The 16,387-nt window shown below is 67.8% G+C and carries 14 protein-coding genes, 1 pseudogene and 1 riboswitch; of the genes and pseudogenes, 6 read left to right on the top strand and 9 right to left on the bottom strand.

Annotated elements, in window-relative coordinates:
* Positions 1-65 precede the first annotated feature (65 nt).
* From test1122_RS16655 to test1122_RS16665, 3 genes are all read right to left on the bottom strand, one after another.
* Positions 66-1,352 carry a hypothetical protein gene (locus test1122_RS16655; protein WP_422396994.1) on the bottom strand — a complete coding sequence of 429 codons (1,287 nt, stop codon included), beginning with the start codon at positions 1,350-1,352 and terminating at the stop codon, positions 66-68.
* An 82-nt stretch (positions 1,353-1,434) separates the two neighbouring features.
* Positions 1,435-2,229, bottom strand: a complete 795-nt coding sequence (locus test1122_RS16660) for a class II aldolase/adducin family protein (protein WP_232269956.1) — start codon at positions 2,227-2,229, stop codon at positions 1,435-1,437.
* A gap of 110 nt (positions 2,230-2,339) precedes the next feature.
* Positions 2,340-3,413, bottom strand: coding sequence for a C40 family peptidase (locus tag test1122_RS16665; RefSeq protein ID WP_232269957.1), 1,074 nt, complete (start codon positions 3,411-3,413; stop codon positions 2,340-2,342).
* A gap of 197 nt (positions 3,414-3,610) precedes the next feature.
* On the opposite strand from test1122_RS16665, the gene test1122_RS16670 reads away from it, so the two are divergent.
* The gene (locus test1122_RS16670; RefSeq protein WP_232269958.1) at positions 3,611-3,964 is read left to right on the top strand and encodes a hypothetical protein; all 354 of its coding nucleotides are present in this window, start codon (positions 3,611-3,613) and stop codon (positions 3,962-3,964) included.
* A 48-nt stretch (positions 3,965-4,012) separates the two neighbouring features.
* On the opposite strand, the gene test1122_RS16675 is transcribed toward test1122_RS16670, so the two are convergent.
* From test1122_RS16675 to test1122_RS16695, 5 genes and pseudogenes are all read right to left on the bottom strand, one after another.
* Positions 4,013-5,191 (bottom strand): C40 family peptidase, encoded by a 1,179-nt coding sequence (locus tag test1122_RS16675; protein WP_232269959.1) that lies wholly within the window; start codon positions 5,189-5,191, stop codon positions 4,013-4,015.
* 8 nt (positions 5,192-5,199) lie between these two features.
* Positions 5,200-5,364, bottom strand: a riboswitch (cyclic di-AMP (ydaO/yuaA leader).
* 182 nt (positions 5,365-5,546) lie between these two features.
* Positions 5,547-7,802, bottom strand: coding sequence for a galactose oxidase-like domain-containing protein (locus tag test1122_RS16680; protein WP_232269960.1), 2,256 nt, complete (start codon positions 7,800-7,802; stop codon positions 5,547-5,549).
* 230 nt (positions 7,803-8,032) lie between these two features.
* Positions 8,033-8,317 (bottom strand): annotated as a pseudogene (locus test1122_RS16685) (transposase); the annotation flags it as partial.
* A 119-nt stretch (positions 8,318-8,436) separates the two neighbouring features.
* On the bottom strand, positions 8,437-8,916 hold the full coding sequence (locus test1122_RS16690) for an OsmC family protein (protein ID WP_232269961.1): 480 nt from the start codon (positions 8,914-8,916) through the stop codon (positions 8,437-8,439).
* 482 nt (positions 8,917-9,398) lie between these two features.
* Positions 9,399-9,746, bottom strand: a complete 348-nt coding sequence (locus test1122_RS16695) for a hypothetical protein (RefSeq protein WP_232269962.1) — start codon at positions 9,744-9,746, stop codon at positions 9,399-9,401.
* 228 nt (positions 9,747-9,974) lie between these two features.
* On the opposite strand from test1122_RS16695, the gene test1122_RS16700 reads away from it, so the two are divergent.
* The 4 genes from test1122_RS16700 (at position 9,975) to test1122_RS16715 (ending at position 12,933) form a co-directional block, all read left to right on the top strand.
* On the top strand, positions 9,975-10,817 hold the full coding sequence (locus test1122_RS16700) for a helix-turn-helix domain-containing protein (protein WP_232269963.1): 843 nt from the start codon (positions 9,975-9,977) through the stop codon (positions 10,815-10,817).
* Positions 10,781-11,236, top strand: coding sequence for an NsdA family TPR-like regulatory protein (locus tag test1122_RS16705; RefSeq protein WP_232269964.1), 456 nt, complete (start codon positions 10,781-10,783; stop codon positions 11,234-11,236). Before test1122_RS16700 ends, test1122_RS16705 begins: the two co-directional genes overlap by 37 nt.
* The gene (locus test1122_RS16710; protein ID WP_232269965.1) at positions 11,233-11,760 is read left to right on the top strand and encodes an NUDIX domain-containing protein; all 528 of its coding nucleotides are present in this window, start codon (positions 11,233-11,235) and stop codon (positions 11,758-11,760) included. Before test1122_RS16705 ends, test1122_RS16710 begins: the two co-directional genes overlap by 4 nt.
* A 390-nt stretch (positions 11,761-12,150) precedes the next feature.
* The gene (locus test1122_RS16715) at positions 12,151-12,933 is read left to right on the top strand and encodes a hypothetical protein (protein ID WP_232271938.1); all 783 of its coding nucleotides are present in this window, start codon (positions 12,151-12,153) and stop codon (positions 12,931-12,933) included.
* A gap of 273 nt (positions 12,934-13,206) precedes the next feature.
* Here test1122_RS16715 and test1122_RS16720 read toward each other — a convergent pair whose 3' ends face one another.
* A complete protein-coding gene (locus tag test1122_RS16720) occupies positions 13,207-13,812 on the bottom strand; it encodes a DUF1707 SHOCT-like domain-containing protein (RefSeq protein WP_232269966.1) in 606 nt (201 codons plus the stop codon).
* A 58-nt stretch (positions 13,813-13,870) separates the two neighbouring features.
* On the opposite strand from test1122_RS16720, the gene pcrA reads away from it, so the two are divergent.
* Complete coding sequence (pcrA, locus tag test1122_RS16725; RefSeq protein ID WP_232269967.1) at positions 13,871-16,375, top strand: DNA helicase PcrA; 2,505 nt, start codon at positions 13,871-13,873, stop codon at positions 16,373-16,375.
* The last annotated feature ends 12 nt before the right edge of the window (positions 16,376-16,387 follow it).

Below are 16,387 nucleotides of genomic sequence, written 5' to 3' on the forward strand. Positions count from 1 at the left end.
ATTCTTTCCTGTCACTCCCCCCACAGGGCAATACGTGTGCGAACGCGGTGCGTTCGGTGCGGAAATCAGTCCACTACGTCGATCGCGTACCGGTTTGTCTCCACTCCCGCAGCCGTGATCACCTGGACCTCGACCCGGCCCGGCTCCACATCCACCGGCACCGGGACGGTCAGCACCGAGTCGGTCGGATTGGTGAAGCCGCCGATGACCGGCACCAGCGGCACATGGACATGCACGGTGCCGATGCGGACCACCATCCGGGCCAGCCGGTCGGCCGGGCCGCCGCCCGGCGGTACGAAACCGGCGCCCCGGATCTCGATGTCGTCGCCGGTACGGATGGGGGCGTCCAAGTCGCCGATCTCCCGGGCCCGTACGACCGAGAGGACCACCGGACGGCCGCCCTCCGCGTACTTCCCCGCCAGATAGGTCACCGCCGAGACGGCCACCAGCAGCGTCAGTCCCCACGGCAGGTCCGGCAGCGCATCCGGCTGCCGGGCCAGCCGTACCGCCGCGAACACCACGGTGACCGCGCACACCAGCGCGTACTGCACATCCGCGAAGCTGCCCCGGCCCGCGTCATCGGTGAGCAGATCGGCGGCGCGCGGCTGGTCCGCGCGCACCTTCTGCAACCGCTGGCCCAGCACCCGTACCGCCACCGTGCGACGGACGAAGACGGCCACCGCGCAGGTCAGCGCGAGTACCGTCAGCAGCCCGGCGCCGCGCTCCAGCGCCAGCCCCGCCAGCAGCTCCCGGCGCCGCGCCGCGTCCGAGGCGGCGGCCAGTTGGGCGGCCAGCGTCAGTACCGCGTACAGCACCAGCAGCACCCAGGCGGCGGCGACCGTACGGGAGGTGGAGAGCCGGTTGTCCTCACCGATGACCGGGGCCAGCACCCCGCCGCGCGACCGGTGCTGGTGTGCGGCGAGGGTCAGCAGCGTGGCGGTGACCAGAGCCGCGAGCAGCGCGGCGGAGCGAGTGGTGGACCAGCCGGTGCCGATGGCGGTGAGCGCCTGCACGATCAGCAGCACACCGGCCGCGATCCAGACGGCGAGCGTGGTGTGCTGCCACAGCTGGGTCAGCCGGGCCTGGCCCTCCTCCCGGGCGCGGTCGGCGATCGCCCGGGCTGCCTCGGTCAACTCATCGGAGACCCACTGCCGGGACGCGCTGGGTGAGTGCGCGAGCGCGGCGGGCACACCACTGCCCCGCGCCAGCTCATCGCGCCGTTGCCGGAAGGAGGCTATGGCCCGGCGGTGCCCCTCGCGGGCACCATGCGGACAGTCGGGGCAGGCGCAGTACGTATGGTGCGCGCTGCCGCCAACATCTCTCGCGCTCTCCCGTGCCGTCTCCACGGCCACGTGGCACCGCCACCTCTCCCCGCCTCTCGGCGCGTGCAACTTCCCAGCAATGCGTGGGAATTCTGCCCTACAAAGCGGCGGGTCAGCTCAACAGGTCGGGCTCATCCCGGGTGATTTGTGCGTAGAGAGGTTGATAGTTGATCCATGCGACGAGATCGTTACCCAGCTGATCGCGGGTCGCGGTGGCGTTTTTGCGGTCGATCAGGAGGGGTCTGCCCGCCGCCTTCGCGGTGAGCTGTACCTCGCAGGCGCGCTCCATGGAGATGAACCACCAGGCCGCCGCGTCAACCGAGTCGCCCACCGTCAGCAGACCGCGATTACGCAGGATGACGGCCTTGTGGGGGCCGAGCGCAGCAGCCACCTGACGCCCCTCGTCCGGGTCCACGGCCACGCCCGTATAGGCGTCGAGGAGGGCGTGATCCTCGTAGAAGGCACATGCCTCCTGGGTGATCGGATCGAGCGGTTCGCCGAGTACGGAGAGTGCCCGGCCGTGCGGGGAGCGGCTGTGCGCGACGGCGATGACGCCGGGGCGGGCCCGGTGCACCTGAGAGTGAATGGCGAACGCGGCCTGGTTGACATGGTGGTGGCCCTCGACGACCTGGCCGTCCGGATTCACCAGGACGAGGTCACTGACCGTGATGTGCCGCAGCGGCGCGCCGAAGGGGTTTACCCAGCAGCAGTCGGTGTGTTCCGGATCGCGCGCGGTGATGTGCCCCGCGACCCCCTCCTCGAAGCCCAGCCGCCCGAAGATCCGCAGCGCCGCCGCCAGCCGCTCCTTGCGGTAGCGCCGCTGCTCGTCCACGGAGGTGTGTTCGGGCGGCAGGGCGAAGTGCAGTTGGTCGGGGGGTATCGGGGTCAGAGGCGGGCGGTGCTGCATGGGGCCTCTCCTCTTGCTGTTCCTGCTGCGGCATACGGGGGTCTACGGGGTCTACGGGCCGGAAGGTAACCCCAAAGGTCACAAGTGAACAGAGCTGATCAGCCAACGGTTCATCCAGGCCGGGTGGCCGTGTTGAAGGGCATCTCGTCGATCGAGGCCACCCGGACCGGGGCGCCGGGCCGCGGAGCGTGGATCATCTGGCCATTTCCTGTATAGAGGCCGACATGGCTCAGCCCGGAGTAGAAGAACACCAGGTCGCCGGGGGCCAGTTGGCTGCGGGGAATGCGCTGGCCGACGTTGACCTGGGTGTAGGTGGTGCGGGGGAGCGAGACGCCGGCGGACTTCCAGGCGGCCTGGGTCAGCCCGGAGCAGTCATAGCCGTTCGGGCCGGTCGCGCCCCAGACGTAGGGCTTGCCGAGAGCGGACCGCGCGTAGGCGATGGCCTGAGCGGCACGCTGACTGGTCGGCGCGGTGACCTTGGGGAGGTCAGCCCTTCGGGTGGTCCGGTCGCCGCGGTCGGCGCGAGCGTTCCCGTGGCCATGGCCGTCCTGGGCGAGCACCCGGCCGCGCTGGGCGGGGGTTAGCTCGGCCAGCAGCTTGCTGGCCCGCTTCAGCTTGGACTGGATGGTGCGCTTGTGCCGATGGGCGGCGCGCTGAGCGGACTCGAGGGTCCTGGCCTCGGCGGTGGCCTCCGTACGCAGCTGCTCCGTACCGCGGAGCTGGCTGCGGAGTCTGCCCAGGGCGCTGGACTGCCGGGCTCCCGCCCGGTCGGCGGTCGCTGCGCGCCGCAGGAACCGCTCGGGTGCGGCGGAGAGCGCGAGCTGGACGCTGGGGTCGATGGCGCCCTGCCGGTACTGCGCCGTGGCGTAGGAGCCGAGCGCGTTGCGTACGGCATTCATCTCGGCGGTCCTGCGGGACGCCTGGTCGCGGAGTGCCTCGAGCCGCCGCTCGGCCTTCTCGGCCCGCTCGGTGGCGCCGTTGTACCGCTCAGTCGCCTCCTCGGCCTCATGGTGCAGTTTGTCGACCTCCGTCTTGACCTGGGACAGTGTCGGCGACGGGTCGGCGTGTGCCCCGCCGCCGTAGACAGTGGCGGTCGCGGTGGCGGCGCCTGCGAAGACAAACGTCGCCCAAGTCGTGGAGCGGGACTTGGCTCTGGGGGGCTTTGGCTTTCGGTGCGCTGCCATGCACCGGGAGGCTAGAGCTGGACACCGCCAGCCGGGGGGCCGTTGACCGGCACTGGTCACTTTCGATCGTACGGAGCGTGGAAGGTCCCTCACCCGGAGAGACAGCACGCCGCGTTCCGTATATCCGTGACCGAAGTGCTGAATGAGGCATACCTGACCACAGGGGTGTGCTAGAGCCCCGGATACGCTCCGGCCCTATGGACGTACTCATCAACATCTTCGTCGCCCTGCACATCATCGGTATCGCCGCGCTGCTGGGCGGATTCTTCGCACAGATGAAGGTGATGGGCACGGGTCAGGCCCGGATAACTCCGGGAATGCTGCACGGTGCCTTCACCATGCTCGCCACCGGCCTGATCCTGGTCGGCCTGAACCAGGCCGCCGGCCATGAGGTGAACAACCTCAAAATCGCGATCAAGCTCGCGCTGCTGGTGGTGATCCTCGGGCTCGTCTATGTCAAACGCGACGAGGAGAAGGTGCCGGCGGCCGTCATGGGCAGCGTCGGCCTGCTGACGACCGCGAACATCTTCATCGCCACGGTCTGGACCTGAGCGGTTCGCCGGACGGGCCCCACGCGACCCGTCCGGCGATTGACTGTCCTAAGCGGGCCGCACCGCGCTGTGGAAGGGCATGTAGTCGATCGACTCGTACTTCACATCGTCGCCCGGCTTGGACGCGTGGATCATCTGCCCGCCGCCGACATAGATGCCGACATGGCTGATGTCGTCGTAGAAGAAGATCAAGTCGCCTGGTTTCATCTCGGACTTGGCCACCTTGGTGCCAACGTTCACCTGGTCATAGGTGACCCGCGGCAGCTCGACACCGGCGGCCCGCCAGGCGGCCTGGGTGAAGCCGGAGCAGTCGTAGGAGTTGGGGCCGGTGGCGCCCCAGACATACGGCTTGCCCAGCTCCCCCTTGGCGAAGCTGATGACCTTCTCGGCCTTGGCCGCGTATGAGTCGGTGGGCTGCTGATCACTCGGCGGGGCCGACGGCTCCTCGGTCTCCTTCGCCGCCTCCTCGCGCCGCTTCCGCTCAGCCTCCGCCTTCGCCTCAGCTTCAGCCTTCGCCTCGGCCTTGCGCTGCCGCTCCGCCTCGGCCGCCTTGCGTTGGGCCTCCTCCTGCTTCTTCTTCTCGATCGCCGCCAGCCGTGCCTTCTCCTCGGCGGTCAGCTCGGACAGCAACTGCCGCGCCTGAGTGAGCTTCGCCTGTACGGCCCGCTTGTCCTTGGCGAGCGTCTGCTGTGCCTCGGTGAGCTCAGCCAGGCTCGCGGCCGCTTCGGCCCGCTTCTCCCCAGCGGCGCGGTGCTGTTTCTGGTACTCGCCAACGGCCGCCTTCTGCCTGGCCGACAGCCGGTCCATCACATGCGTCTGGCGGAAGAAGCCCTGTGGATCGCTGGAGAGCAGCAGGGTCGCGGTCTCGGATATCCCGCCGGTGCGGTACTGCGCGGCGGCATAGCTGCCGAGTGTGCGGCGGGCGTCATTGAGCTGGTCGGTGCGCTTGGCGACATCGTCCAGCATCCGGTCGACCCGCTTGCGCTGTGTGTCGGTTTTCTCCTTGGCCGCGTTGTACTTCTGGGTGGCGGCACCCGCCTGCCGATACAGCTCGTCGACCTTCTTCTGGGTCTCCTCAAGCGTGGGCTTCCCATCCTCGGGCGCGGCGTTCGCGCTCTGCGAGAGCAGGGTGACGGATGCCAGGGCCGCCGCGGTGGCACCGACGGCACTACGGCGGGCGGTGGCGGACTGCAGCGTTCCGGTGCGCGGCTTGCGATGCGACGCCAAGACCGGCGACTCCTTCCGTGGACCGCCTACCGGGTTAGCTGTCGGGTTCGGGCGGGAAGGCTGCCCTACGGGTCGTATGCCGCCGTATGCGGTGCGTATGGCCCGATTCACCCCGGTGGTACGTAAGTTGGGTCCCCGGCTCCGGCGCAGGCCGGACTCGGCGGAGGCTGCCCGTGCCGGCACTTTCGCCGACGGGGGGCGGGCCGCCTTGACCGAGCACCGTAGTAAGTCTGTGGGGCTCTTGGGAAGGCCGATGTTCGATACGCCCGAAATCATTCCACTCCCCGACCTACCGCTGGGACTAAGCCCCGCTACTCCCAGCGGGAAGTAGCGGGGCCCAGAACGCATAAGCGGGTCAGGCCGCCTGTACGCGTACCGTCTTCCCCGGTGACGGCACCCCGGAGCTGTCCACTACCACCAGCAAATAGTCGCCCGGCGGCGCGGCCGCTGGATTGGCCGGTGGTGTCGCGACAATGCTCCAGCGGGCCTCAATCCGCTCACGCTTCGCCACCGCCAGCCATACATAGCGCTGGTCCATGTTGCTGCCGTGGGTGGTAGAGCCCAGGCGGATCAGCGCGACCCGGGCATTCTCGTCCAGACCGAGCCCCTCGGTGATGAAGGTGAACTTCTTGCCGTAGTGGAGAGTTGGCGTCGCGGGTCCCGGGATGTCGGGGGTGCAGGGCCGAGGTCCGCGCCAGAGATAAGGCGGGTAGTACCGTTCGGCGTCCGTGTGTACGGACATCCAGTCATGGCCCTTGAAGGTGTCGTAGCCACCGGTGCTGCCCGCCTTCAGGACGGTGCCATCAGGCTGAAGCAGAGCTGTCGCGTGGTAACGCCGGTCGGTAGCGGCGGTCGCGGCGGCGGTGAATGTCTCCCCGTCGGGGTCGAAGAGTTCGGCCTGGAGGACCGGGTCGTGGTTCTGGTTGCCCCAGCCGATCCCCGCACCGCCGCTGACCAGGACCTTCCCATCAGCGAGCAAGGTGGCGTCGGGCAGCACCCGGGCCTGGTGCATCGACTGCGCCTTCTGCCAGCCTGGCTGCGCTGTCAGGCTCTTGGCCGTGTCGACGTAAAGGATCTCCGCTGTGGCGGTGGAGGGCTGCCGGTCCGAGAAGTCGCGGTGGTCCTCGTGCTCTTCATGCTGGCCGCCCACGGCGAGGACCCGCATAAGGGAATTGCCCGGTTCGAGGGGGAGCAGGACCATCGAGCCGTACGTTGGGTAACTGCGTGAGCCGTGGGTGTGCATCGGATACAACCTGGGTGCCAGAAGCAGCGGCTGCTCCTCGCTGGGGTCATAGGTATACAGCCAGGCCCGGTTGGTTTCCGCGAGGGCGATGACCGTGCCGCTGGTGTCCGCTGTCGGCAGCACGAACACCGCCGGGTAAGTGGCCAGCCTGTCGACTTCCCGGGGCAGCATCTTGGTGTCGATTAGCCGCTCACCCCTCTTCACCACCTCCTCCTTTCCCGGATGGAAGATGTCGTAATTGTTATTGATGCTGTTCCAGTAGCCGGTCGGGGAATCATCCTGCTTCTTGTCGAGCACCGGGATGTCCCGACTCCCGCCGGTGATGAGCATCATGCCGTCCGGCAGCGCGGTCACCCCGGGATACCACCGGGCCGGTGCGGCGGTATCTTCTTTGAGCTGCCGCCAGCCCGACGAAGCGTTGGGGTCGTAAATGTGCATGTGCTTCGCTACATGCTGGTCCGGCTTTCCCCCAACCTTGTTGGAGATATGACCGCCTACGACGAGCAGCTTTCCATTCGGAAGATGGGCGCTTCCAGCACAGAAGATCTGCATTTTGTGGGGCTGCATCGGACGGTCATGCGTCCGAAGATGCGCGATGTCGAGCACCCGCGATTCGAGTTCCTCCAGGTTGTAGATGTCCCACACCCACTGCCCCGGTCGCGTCGGGTGCTTCATCGGAGTCCCGTCCGGATTGCGCTTCCGTGGCGGCGACCACATCACCACCTCCATGCCGTTGTCCTTGCGCATGAGGGCGGCATGGACGGCGACGATTTCGAGGTCGAGAGCGGACCCGTTGCGGCCGGCCGGACGCCATTGGCCCGCCACGGGCTCGATCCAGACATCCATCGTGGTGATCCCATGAGGCGTTGTCACTGTGAGCCGGTCCCCCGGCGTCAGCGGCGGACCGACCTGGCGGGGAACGACCCACACGGCGCCGGGCTCATCCTTGGCGACGCGGAGAGAGACCTTCCCCTGCTGGGCGGAGTCACGGGGGTCGGTGATGATTCCGGTGCGGCCGGTGGTGCTGGAAACGCTGATGTCGATCGTCTCGTCCCGCGACGTGCCGAGAGGAATCCGCACGGCCCGCGGCTTGCGGGTGGGATCGAGAGAGAGGTGCAGCCGGTGGCTTTTCGCGAGCACCTCCGCCTTCGAGATATCGAAATACTCGGGTGCCCGTGTCGAGCTGATGGGCGCATTGCCAAGAAGTGCGGCGCTCGCAGCGGTCATCGCCGCCGTTGTCAGTACGGTACGACGTGCGAGGGGTTTGCTTCGGGTACCCGCGTCCGGTGAACCGGCGGGCTGCCGTGCCTCGGCCATGTCAGTCATCAGCGTCTCCATGTGGTGATGGAAGGTGCGTATTTCTGCCATGCTTCGGCGCGGTAAGGCGAGAAAAAGTCCTCTCCGGTCGTATTTACGGACTGCGTCGAAGTTGGGTGGTCGCACACACCTCGAGAGAGTGACATGGCTCCGTTCGGGTTAATCCCTACGGGAAATCTAAACCACCTCTTCGGGTTAATGCGGAGTTAATGACGCCTCGTCAGTCCCTCCAGCCAGGGGATTTGGGCTCGTTGGTTCGGGGTATGCCCCAATGGGTAGGGTCAACCCGTGGGGGCGGGCTCTGGGTCGTAGAACGTGCCGTCGCGGAGTATCGCGAAGAGCATGTCGGCTCGGCATCTCACGAGGCAGGGGAGGCTTGGGTGGGGCGCTTGCCCTGGCTGATCTTCTTGTTGTAGTAGGCCCTGGAGACCGGGTCGGTCAGGGCCCGCGAACGCGGACAGGAAGAACGCCCGTTTAAGCTGCTTGTTTCTTTGGCGGGATGGCTGTTCGCCGCAGACCGAGGAGCCCGAGCTGCGGCTTGCCGGGGCGAGGCCCGCGCAGGCCGCGGGTGTGTTCCGTTGCGACACTGCGGGGCATTCAGGGTGCCCTAATGCGGCCCGGTGAAAACTCACGGAGGGACGCTGGTCGGCTTGCTCCTATGAGCTGGGTCCTGCCGGAACTCCGTTCAGTTCTCCTGGACCCGGATTACGGGTGTGTGGGTGATGGGGAAGTTCACCGAGCGGGCGATGAAGCACACTGCGGGTACGTCGCTGTGCAGCGAGCGGGCCTTCTCCACCATCGACGCGTCGGCGACTGTCACCTCGGGGCGCAGGACAACCCCGGTGATCTGGCCTCCTCCGCCGCTCTCGTCCATGGTCATGACTCCATGGGCGTGGTCCTCGTAGTCGGTGACGGTGACCCCGCCGACAGCGCAGAGGTGGAGGTACCAGAGCATGTGGCACTGAGCCACGGAGGCTACGAGCAACTCCTCGGGGTTCCAGCGCGCGGGATCGCCGCGGAACGCGGGATCTGACGAGGCGGCGATCCCGGCCTTGCCGTCCGCCAATACCTCATGATCTCGGCTGAAGGACCGGTAGCTGTCCGTGCCTGATCCGAGGTTGCCCGTCCACTCGACCGTGACGTCGTAGGTATGCGTGGTCGTCATGGGGTCAGAGCTTAGAAGGCGCTGGAGGCGGAGCTGTCGGGGCGGGGCTGGAGGCTCCGGACGGTAGCGGCGTCCCGGTCGGGAGCCGGTTGGAATGGGTGAACATGCGCTTCCTCCTTCGTTCGCTTGCGGATCCCTGCCGGGGCTCAGCATTGCGTGAACGAGCTCGGCCCCGGCAGGGCGCCTGTCAGCCGGGACGTCTGCGACGGGGACTGGTGCCCCGTTCCATGCCCCGATGGCGGTGGGCTGGCCGACGGGCCTGCGAGGAGATTGGGGCTCACCCGCACGCCCACCGGGGGCCGGGGGTGACACGTTGGCCGCAGTGGCACGCGCGGACCTGGGAGCCGTGCTCCTAAGGCGACCGCGCCAACCCCGAGAGCGTTTGCCGCGATAAGAGTCAGCCCGGTCAGCAGGCCGTCAGCAGTGGGGCGCGGTGACGGCCGCTCACCGGCCCTCACCTCCCAACGCGGCCAGAGGAGCCCCTAGGCCACCGTCCCGCCGCTTTCTCTTAGCTCCGTGATCGCTTTGTACCGGTACTCGTGATCCGGGCTGATCGCGTGCGGCCAGCGGACGATGACCACCTCCGCCAGTCCCTCGGTGGCCAGCTCCACGACTTCTCGCCATCCTGGCCGCCTCCTCGGGACTGATTCGCCGAAGAAGTCGGTCACTTCACGTACCAGTCGAAGCCGATGTTTTTCGGCGAAGGCCTGCCCTTCTTCGCGGGCCTTGGCCTCCGGGATGCCGGAGTCCCAGGCGCGGCGGCGGGCGCAGATGTAGAGCACAGCCGGTGTAGTGGGGTCCTTCTCTTGGATGGTGCTGGTCCTTGTCATCGTGAGCCTCGTGGTCGGGGGCGGCGCCTCATTCGCCCGCTTCGGCGGAAACGCGCAGACGAGGCCCTGACGCCGCCAGGTGGCCCGGTTGGGGATCGGGGTTCTGGGCGGCGTAGCCATTCGACCGCCACGGGTAGCTCCGGAGGACTCCAAGAGGTGACCTCAACTTGGAGTCATAGTTAGGCATTGGCCGTAGCATCGACAACGGACACCGCTCGGGGGAGGGCTATGACCACTAAGTCCCAAGATCCGCGCACTGTCATTGCTGCCTTACTCAATGACAACCGTCTGCGTCACGCATGTGCCCAGCGCGACATGGGCGCCCTGTTCCGAATGCTGAACGGCCGGGGTGTGAGCACGCGCCGGTTGGCCGCAGCCGTGGACATCACCCAAGGGCGGCTCTACGACTACATGAACGGCCGGACCCGCGTGGAAAAGCTCGCGATGTTCGAGCAGATCGCGGATGCCTTCCACATCCCGGGGCACATGCTTGGCCTGGCTCGCCGGTCCTGGGAACCGACCGCCAGCGCGGAGCCGCAGCACCAGCACGCAGACCATCCGCCGCCGGATGGTGACGACCTCGCGGCCATGGGTCACTTCCGCGCCGCCGACCGCGAGACCGGCGGAGGCCGCCTCTACGGCGCGGTCGTGCGGCACCTCGGCGATCAGGTGGCCCCCCGTCTGGTGGACGCAGGCAGCAGTCCGCAGGTGTTCGCGGCAGCGGCAGCGTTGACGGAGATGGCGGGGTGGATGGCCCATGACTCCGGCCACGATGAACGCGCCGCGCGGCACTTCGCCCGCGCGCTCCCTCTCGCGCGCATCTCCGGTGACCTACCGCTGGGCGCGCACATCGCCGCCAGCAGCAGTCACCTCGCTCTCCAGGCCGGAGACGCTGCCAGGGCAGCACGTTGGGCATGGACGGGGCTCGACCTCGCCGCAGAGGGCCCGCGGATTCGGCCTTGGCCGCGCGGCTGCACGCGATGCAGGCCGGCGCCCTGGCAGCAGGATCCCAGCATGTGCCAGCCGCTCGCGCCTTGGACCAGGCCCAACAGGGCCTCGACGCTTCGCTGAACGCCACGCACCCGTGGCTCAGTCCTTTCGACGCCGCAGCACTCGCGAGCGAGTCGGCACTGGCGATGCGCGACCTTGAACGGTTCGAGGAGGCACTGACGCACGCGGAGCGAGCGGTGACCCTCCGGCAGGCGGACCGTGCCCGATCCCTGGCCCTGGGTCGGATCACCCTGGTGGACATCCACCTACGCCGTGGCGACCTCGACGCCGCCGTGGGTATCGGTCACGACCTGCTCAGCACAAGCCCCACCCTGGGCTCCATCCGCGTTGTCCACCAGCTCGACGAGCTCCGCCGGGTGCTGGAACCCCATAAGACCTACGGGCCGGTGCGTGAGTACCTGGTGCGCTTCGACGACGCACGCCGAGCCAGGATGCTGCTCCTGGCCGACATCATCCCGTCAGGAGGCATCCCCGCATGAGGCCCACCACTCACACCCCCACGCCCGCTGATCCGGAAGCCTGGAACGCCTACCTCGCCGAAGGCAACGCCGCCCAGGCCCGCAAACGCGTAGCCGCCGATGTGCTGCTCCGCGACCCAGCCGGGCGCGTACTGCTGGTGAACCCGACATATAAGCCCGGATGGGACCTGCCTGGTGGTATGGCGGAGGAGAACGAGCCCCCGGAGAGGACGGTGGCCCGGGAGCTGGGCGAAGAACTCGCACTAGAGGTCACATTGCGGGGGCTGTTGGTGGTGGACTGGGTAGCCCCGCACGGGCCATGGGACGACCAGATCGCATTCATCTTCGACGGTGGCATGGTCACCAGTGCCCAAGCCGCAGAACTGCGGCCCCAAGACGCCGAGCTGTCCGAGATCGCGTTCGTCACCCAGAACGAGGCCCGCAATCGGCTCCGGCACCGCATCGGCCGCCGCTTCGATGCCGCTATGCGCGCTCTCGACAGCGGGCGCCCCCTGTATCTCCGAGACGGCGTGCCCCTGGTGTGACCGCCGACCGCACCCCCCATTGGCAGGGTCTTGATGAGCGGCACCCTCATAGCAACCGGATCACCGCTACCACGTGCGTAGAGCCGGTCGGACGAGGCTCGGCACGGTCATGAATATTGCCGTGCTGGCCGCTGTCGTACGGGAGTTGACCGGTTTTGACTGAGTCGCGCGGGATGCCGTTGATGTGGTTAGAGTGAGCGGGTCAGCACGCTTCGTATGCAGTGAAGCGGCCCTCAACGGCGCTAGCAACACCGAAGAGGGCCTTCACCGCCAAGGTCGACTAGAGGAGACCCTGGGATGCTTCGGCATGTTATCGCGCCTGCGCGCTTCTTTACTCAAGTTCCGAATGAGATCATCCGTCATCCGAGGCTGAACGGTACGGCTGTGCGGATGTTGCAGTGGGCGCTGTCGTTGCCGGAGGGGTCGCGGGAGACGTTCACGAGTATCGGGGAGCAGATGCCGGAGGGGCGGATCGCGATCCGTAAGGCCCGTCAGCAGCTGGTGGATGAGGGCTTCGTTCATACGCGGCAGTGGCAGTGTCCGGAGACCGGGCGGTGGGAGACCCGGGTGCTGGTCTCCAATGTGGCGCTGACGAGTGACGAGGAGATCGCCGCCGCTTTCGCAGGGCAGCCGGGTGGCAGGATCCTGCCTGCCGGTAAGCCAGTGGATCGGGCTGTCGGCGACTCACCCAAGGGTGTAAACACCCGGGAGAACACTCCCCACCCTCCCGAGGTCGGTCCTGAACTGGGGCGGGCCGCTCGCGTGTTGGCCAGCATTGGAGCAGTTGAGCCCCGGTTGCGGCTGGGGGCCGCCGAGGCCGTACGGCTGGCCCCGCTGGCTGAGGAGTGGTTCGCACGCGGTGCTGGGGAGGCCGAGATCCGGGATGCGCTGACGGTCGGGTTGCCCCGGCGCGTACACGCCCCCGGAGCGATTGCCGCCTACCGCTTGCGGGCCAAGCTGCCAGCGAAGCCCACGCCCCCGGCACCCCCGCCCGCCGAGTGCGGGGAATGCCGTGATCCGCTCCCACGGGGGCAGGAGTCGGGGATCTGCGCACGCTGCGCCGGGGTAGTGCCACCGGACCCGGAACCCGTTCCCGAGGCGCAGCCCGGTCCGGCCCTGGTACGGGCTGCCTTCCAGGCCGCACGCGGCCAGGCGCGGACTGTGTCTGCGTGAGGGGGTGGGGAGGGGTGGGTTGTTCCGGACGCTTGCCCGTCATTTGTGGCCCGACACAGACCTCACCGGCCCACTCAACGCCGCCGCGTGTCGGCCCGTAAATCATGGGTCCGGAACGTTCCACCCCGGACCGCCCCCGACCCCCCACCGCCGGACGGAGTCCGGCGCAGACGGCCGAAGCGTGTGAGGCCCCCCGGGCCGAACACTGCGAGGGCGGCCGAAAAAGGATTCAGCCCGCCCCCGACCCACAACGGACCGGCAGGGCGAAAGAGGTCAGCCCCGCTTGCGCGTCTCCCAGCGGTTGGGGTAGCGGATCTTTACGTCGCCCATCCCGGCGCGGCCGGTGATCTCCAGGGTGGGGGCGCCGGGGTGCGGCGGGTCGGTGGCCTTGTTGCGGACCTCGCCGATGGTCAGCCGTAGACCGTGGGGACGGACCGCCCAGCCGTGCGGGACGACGATGGTCACATCGCCCATCCCCGAGTTGATCTCCAGGGTCACCTCACGCTGGTGGCACTCGGCCTGCGAAAAGTCGATCTTGATGTTGCCCATCCGGCAGATCGCACTGATCCGCCGGGGCACCACCCAGTAGCCGTTCTGTGCGATGTCGCCCGCACCCGACTTCAGGACCAGCGGTTCCTCGGTACGGGGATCGATCACGTCGGCCCGCTCGGGCAGGTCCGCGGTGAGCGGCTCCAGCTCGCCATAGGTCTTGGCGGCGAAGGCCCGCTCCAGCCGTTCCTCCAGCTCTTCGAGGTCGATACGGCCGTCTCCCGCCGCCTCGCGCAGCCGCTCGGCCACTGCCTCCCGGTCCGCATGCGACGCCCGCAGCTCCGGGTTCCGGCGGGGGCGGGGTGCGGGCGCTCGGGAGGAGTCGGTCATACCGATAAGTTTAGGAGCCGTGATGGAAGTCGGTAGGGCCGCCTAGACTCGGGTAACGATGAGCAGCCTCTTCGACGACAGCTTCCTGGCAGATCTTGATCCTCCGAAGGCCGAGGACCCGCCGCCTCCGCCCGAGGCCGAGGCCGAGGCCGTTTCGGCCGTGCCCGAGGACGAGATCCCGGACGACCTCTTCGCGGGCACCTTCGCCGGTGACGGCGGCCGGGACGCGTACCGGGACGCGTACTACCGCGATGGCGCACCGCGCCCGGTGATCGATCCGGCTGCCCTGCTGGAGGGGCTGAATGAGCAGCAGCGGGCCGCGGTGGTGCACAGCGGTTCGCCGCTGCTGATCGTCGCGGGCGCCGGATCCGGTAAGACCCGGGTGCTGACCCATCGCATCGCGTATCTGCTGGGCACCCGGCGGGTGCATCCGGGGCAGGTCCTCGCCATCACCTTCACCAACAAGGCCGCGGGTGAGATGAAGGAGCGGGTGGCGGAGCTGGTCGGCCCGCGTGCTCAGTCGATGTGGGTGTCGACCTTCCACAGCGCGTGTGTGCGCATTCTGCGGCGGGAGAGCAAGAAGCTCGGCTTTACGTCATCGTTCTCGATTTACGATGCCGCCGATTCCAAGCGGCTGATGGCGCTGGTGTGCCGGGATCTCGATCTCGACCCGAAGCGTTTCCCGCCGAAGGCCTTCAGTGCAAAAGTCTCGAATCTGAAGAACGAGCTGGTGGATGAGGAGGACTTCTCAGCGCGGGCGGCTGGGGGCACCTCCCAGACGGAGTCTGGGGGAGGCTTCGAGAAGAGCCTCGCCGAGGCTTACACGATGTACCAGGCGCGGCTGCGCGAGGCCAACGCGCTGGACTTCGACGACATCATCATGACGACCGTGCATCTGCTGCAGGCGTTCCCGGATGTCGCCGAGCACTACCGCAGGCGTTTCCAGCATGTGCTCGTGGATGAGTATCAGGACACCAACCATGCGCAGTACAGCCTGGTCAGGGAGTTGGTCGGGGCGGGGGAGGAGCGCGCTGAGCTGTGTGTGGTGGGGGACGCGGACCAGAGTATCTATGCCTTCCGGGGCGCCACCATCCGTAACATCCTCCAGTTCGAGGAGGATTACCCGGACGCCACGACCATTCTGCTGGAGCAGAATTACCGCTCGACCCAGACCATTCTGAGTGCGGCCAACGCCGTCATTGAGCGCAATGAGAACCGGCGGCCGAAGAATCTGTGGACGCAGGCCGGTTCCGGGGCCCGTATCACCGGCTATGTGGCCGATACGGAGCATGACGAGGCACAGTTTGTCGCGGACGAGATCGACCGGCTGACGGACGCGGGCGAGGCGAAATCCGGGGATGTCGCGGTCTTTTACCGGACCAACGCGCAGTCCCGTGTCTTTGAAGAGGTTTTCATCCGGGTCGGGCTGCCGTACAAGGTCGTGGGCGGTGTGCGCTTCTATGAGCGCAAGGAGGTCCGGGACGTACTGGCGTATCTGCGGGTGCTCGCCAACCCCGAGGACGCGGTGCCGCTGCGGCGCATTCTCAATGTGCCCAAGCGTGGGATCGGCGACCGAGCGGAGGCGATGATCGAGGCGCTGGCACTGCGGGAGAAGACCACCTTCCCGCAGGCGCTGCGGCGGGTTGATGAGGCGTATGGGATGGCGGCCCGTTCGGTGAACGCCGTCAAGCGTTTCAATACGCTGATGGAGGAGCTGCGGACCGTCGTCGAGTCCGGCGCCGGGCCCGCGACCGTGCTGGAGGCGGTGCTGGAGCGTACGGGCTATCTGGCCGAACTGCAGGCCTCGACCGATCCGCAGGATGAGACCCGGGTGGAGAACCTGCAGGAACTCGCCGCGGTGGCACTTGAGTTCGAGCAGGAGCGCGGCGAGGACAATCCCGGGACGCTCGCGGAGTTTCTGGAGCAGGTGGCGCTGGTCGCGGACTCGGATCAGATCCCGGACGAGGGCGAGGGGGACGATGCCGGTGTCATCACCCTGATGACGCTGCACACGGCCAAGGGCCTGGAGTTCCCGGTCGTCTTTCTGACCGGTATGGAGGACGGCGTCTTTCCGCATATGCGGGCGCTGGGCCAGACCAAGGAGCTGGAGGAGGAGCGGCGGCTGGCGTATGTCGGTATCACCCGGGCGCGCGAGCGACTGTATGTCAGCCGGTCGACGATGCGCAGCGCGTGGGGGCAGCCCTCGTACAACCCGGCGTCGCGCTTCCTGGAGGAGATTCCGCCGGAGTATCTGGAGTGGAAGCGCACGGGTGGCGTCGTGGGCGGGGGCGCCGGGATGGTGCCGACTGCCGGAATCCCGGGAGTCGCTGCCTCGCTGTCGTCGACCGCGCGCCGGGGCGCGTCCGGCTTCGCGACCCGTAGGGCGAAGGACCGGCAGGTCGTAGCGCTGGCGGTGGGGGACCGGGTGACGCATGACAGCTTCGGGCTGGGGACCGTCGTCGGGGTGAAGGGCAGCGGGGACAACGCCGAGGCGACGGTCGACTTCGGGGACACCAAGCCGAAGCGGCTGCTGTTGCGGTACGCCCCGGTGGAGAAGCTGTAGCGGCTGCTGTAG

This window comes from Streptomyces gobiensis (assembly GCF_021216675.1).
Classification (GTDB): domain Bacteria; phylum Actinomycetota; class Actinomycetes; order Streptomycetales; family Streptomycetaceae; genus Streptomyces; species Streptomyces gobiensis.

Excerpts from the sequence above, each read along its gene's own strand:
- test1122_RS16670 (WP_232269958.1), top strand. The coding sequence starts at position 3,611 with ATGGACGTACTCATCAACATCTTCGTCGCCCTGCACATCATCGGTATC.
- test1122_RS16710 (WP_232269965.1), top strand. The coding sequence starts at position 11,233 with ATGAGGCCCACCACTCACACCCCCACGCCCGCTGATCCGGAAGCCTGG.
- test1122_RS16700 (WP_232269963.1), top strand. The coding sequence starts at position 9,975 with ATGACCACTAAGTCCCAAGATCCGCGCACTGTCATTGCTGCCTTACTC.
- pcrA (WP_232269967.1), top strand. The coding sequence starts at position 13,871 with ATGAGCAGCCTCTTCGACGACAGCTTCCTGGCAGATCTTGATCCTCCG.
- test1122_RS16665 (WP_232269957.1), bottom strand. The coding sequence starts at position 3,413 with ATGGCAGCGCACCGAAAGCCAAAGCCCCCCAGAGCCAAGTCCCGCTCC.
- test1122_RS16695 (WP_232269962.1), bottom strand. The coding sequence starts at position 9,746 with ATGACAAGGACCAGCACCATCCAAGAGAAGGACCCCACTACACCGGCT.
- test1122_RS16680 (WP_232269960.1), bottom strand. The coding sequence starts at position 7,802 with ATGGCAGAAATACGCACCTTCCATCACCACATGGAGACGCTGATGACT.
- test1122_RS16720 (WP_232269966.1), bottom strand. The coding sequence starts at position 13,812 with ATGACCGACTCCTCCCGAGCGCCCGCACCCCGCCCCCGCCGGAACCCG.
- test1122_RS16690 (WP_232269961.1), bottom strand. The coding sequence starts at position 8,916 with ATGACGACCACGCATACCTACGACGTCACGGTCGAGTGGACGGGCAAC.
- test1122_RS16660 (WP_232269956.1), bottom strand. The coding sequence starts at position 2,229 with ATGCAGCACCGCCCGCCTCTGACCCCGATACCCCCCGACCAACTGCAC.
- test1122_RS16715 (WP_232271938.1), top strand. The coding sequence starts at position 12,151 with ATGTTGCAGTGGGCGCTGTCGTTGCCGGAGGGGTCGCGGGAGACGTTC.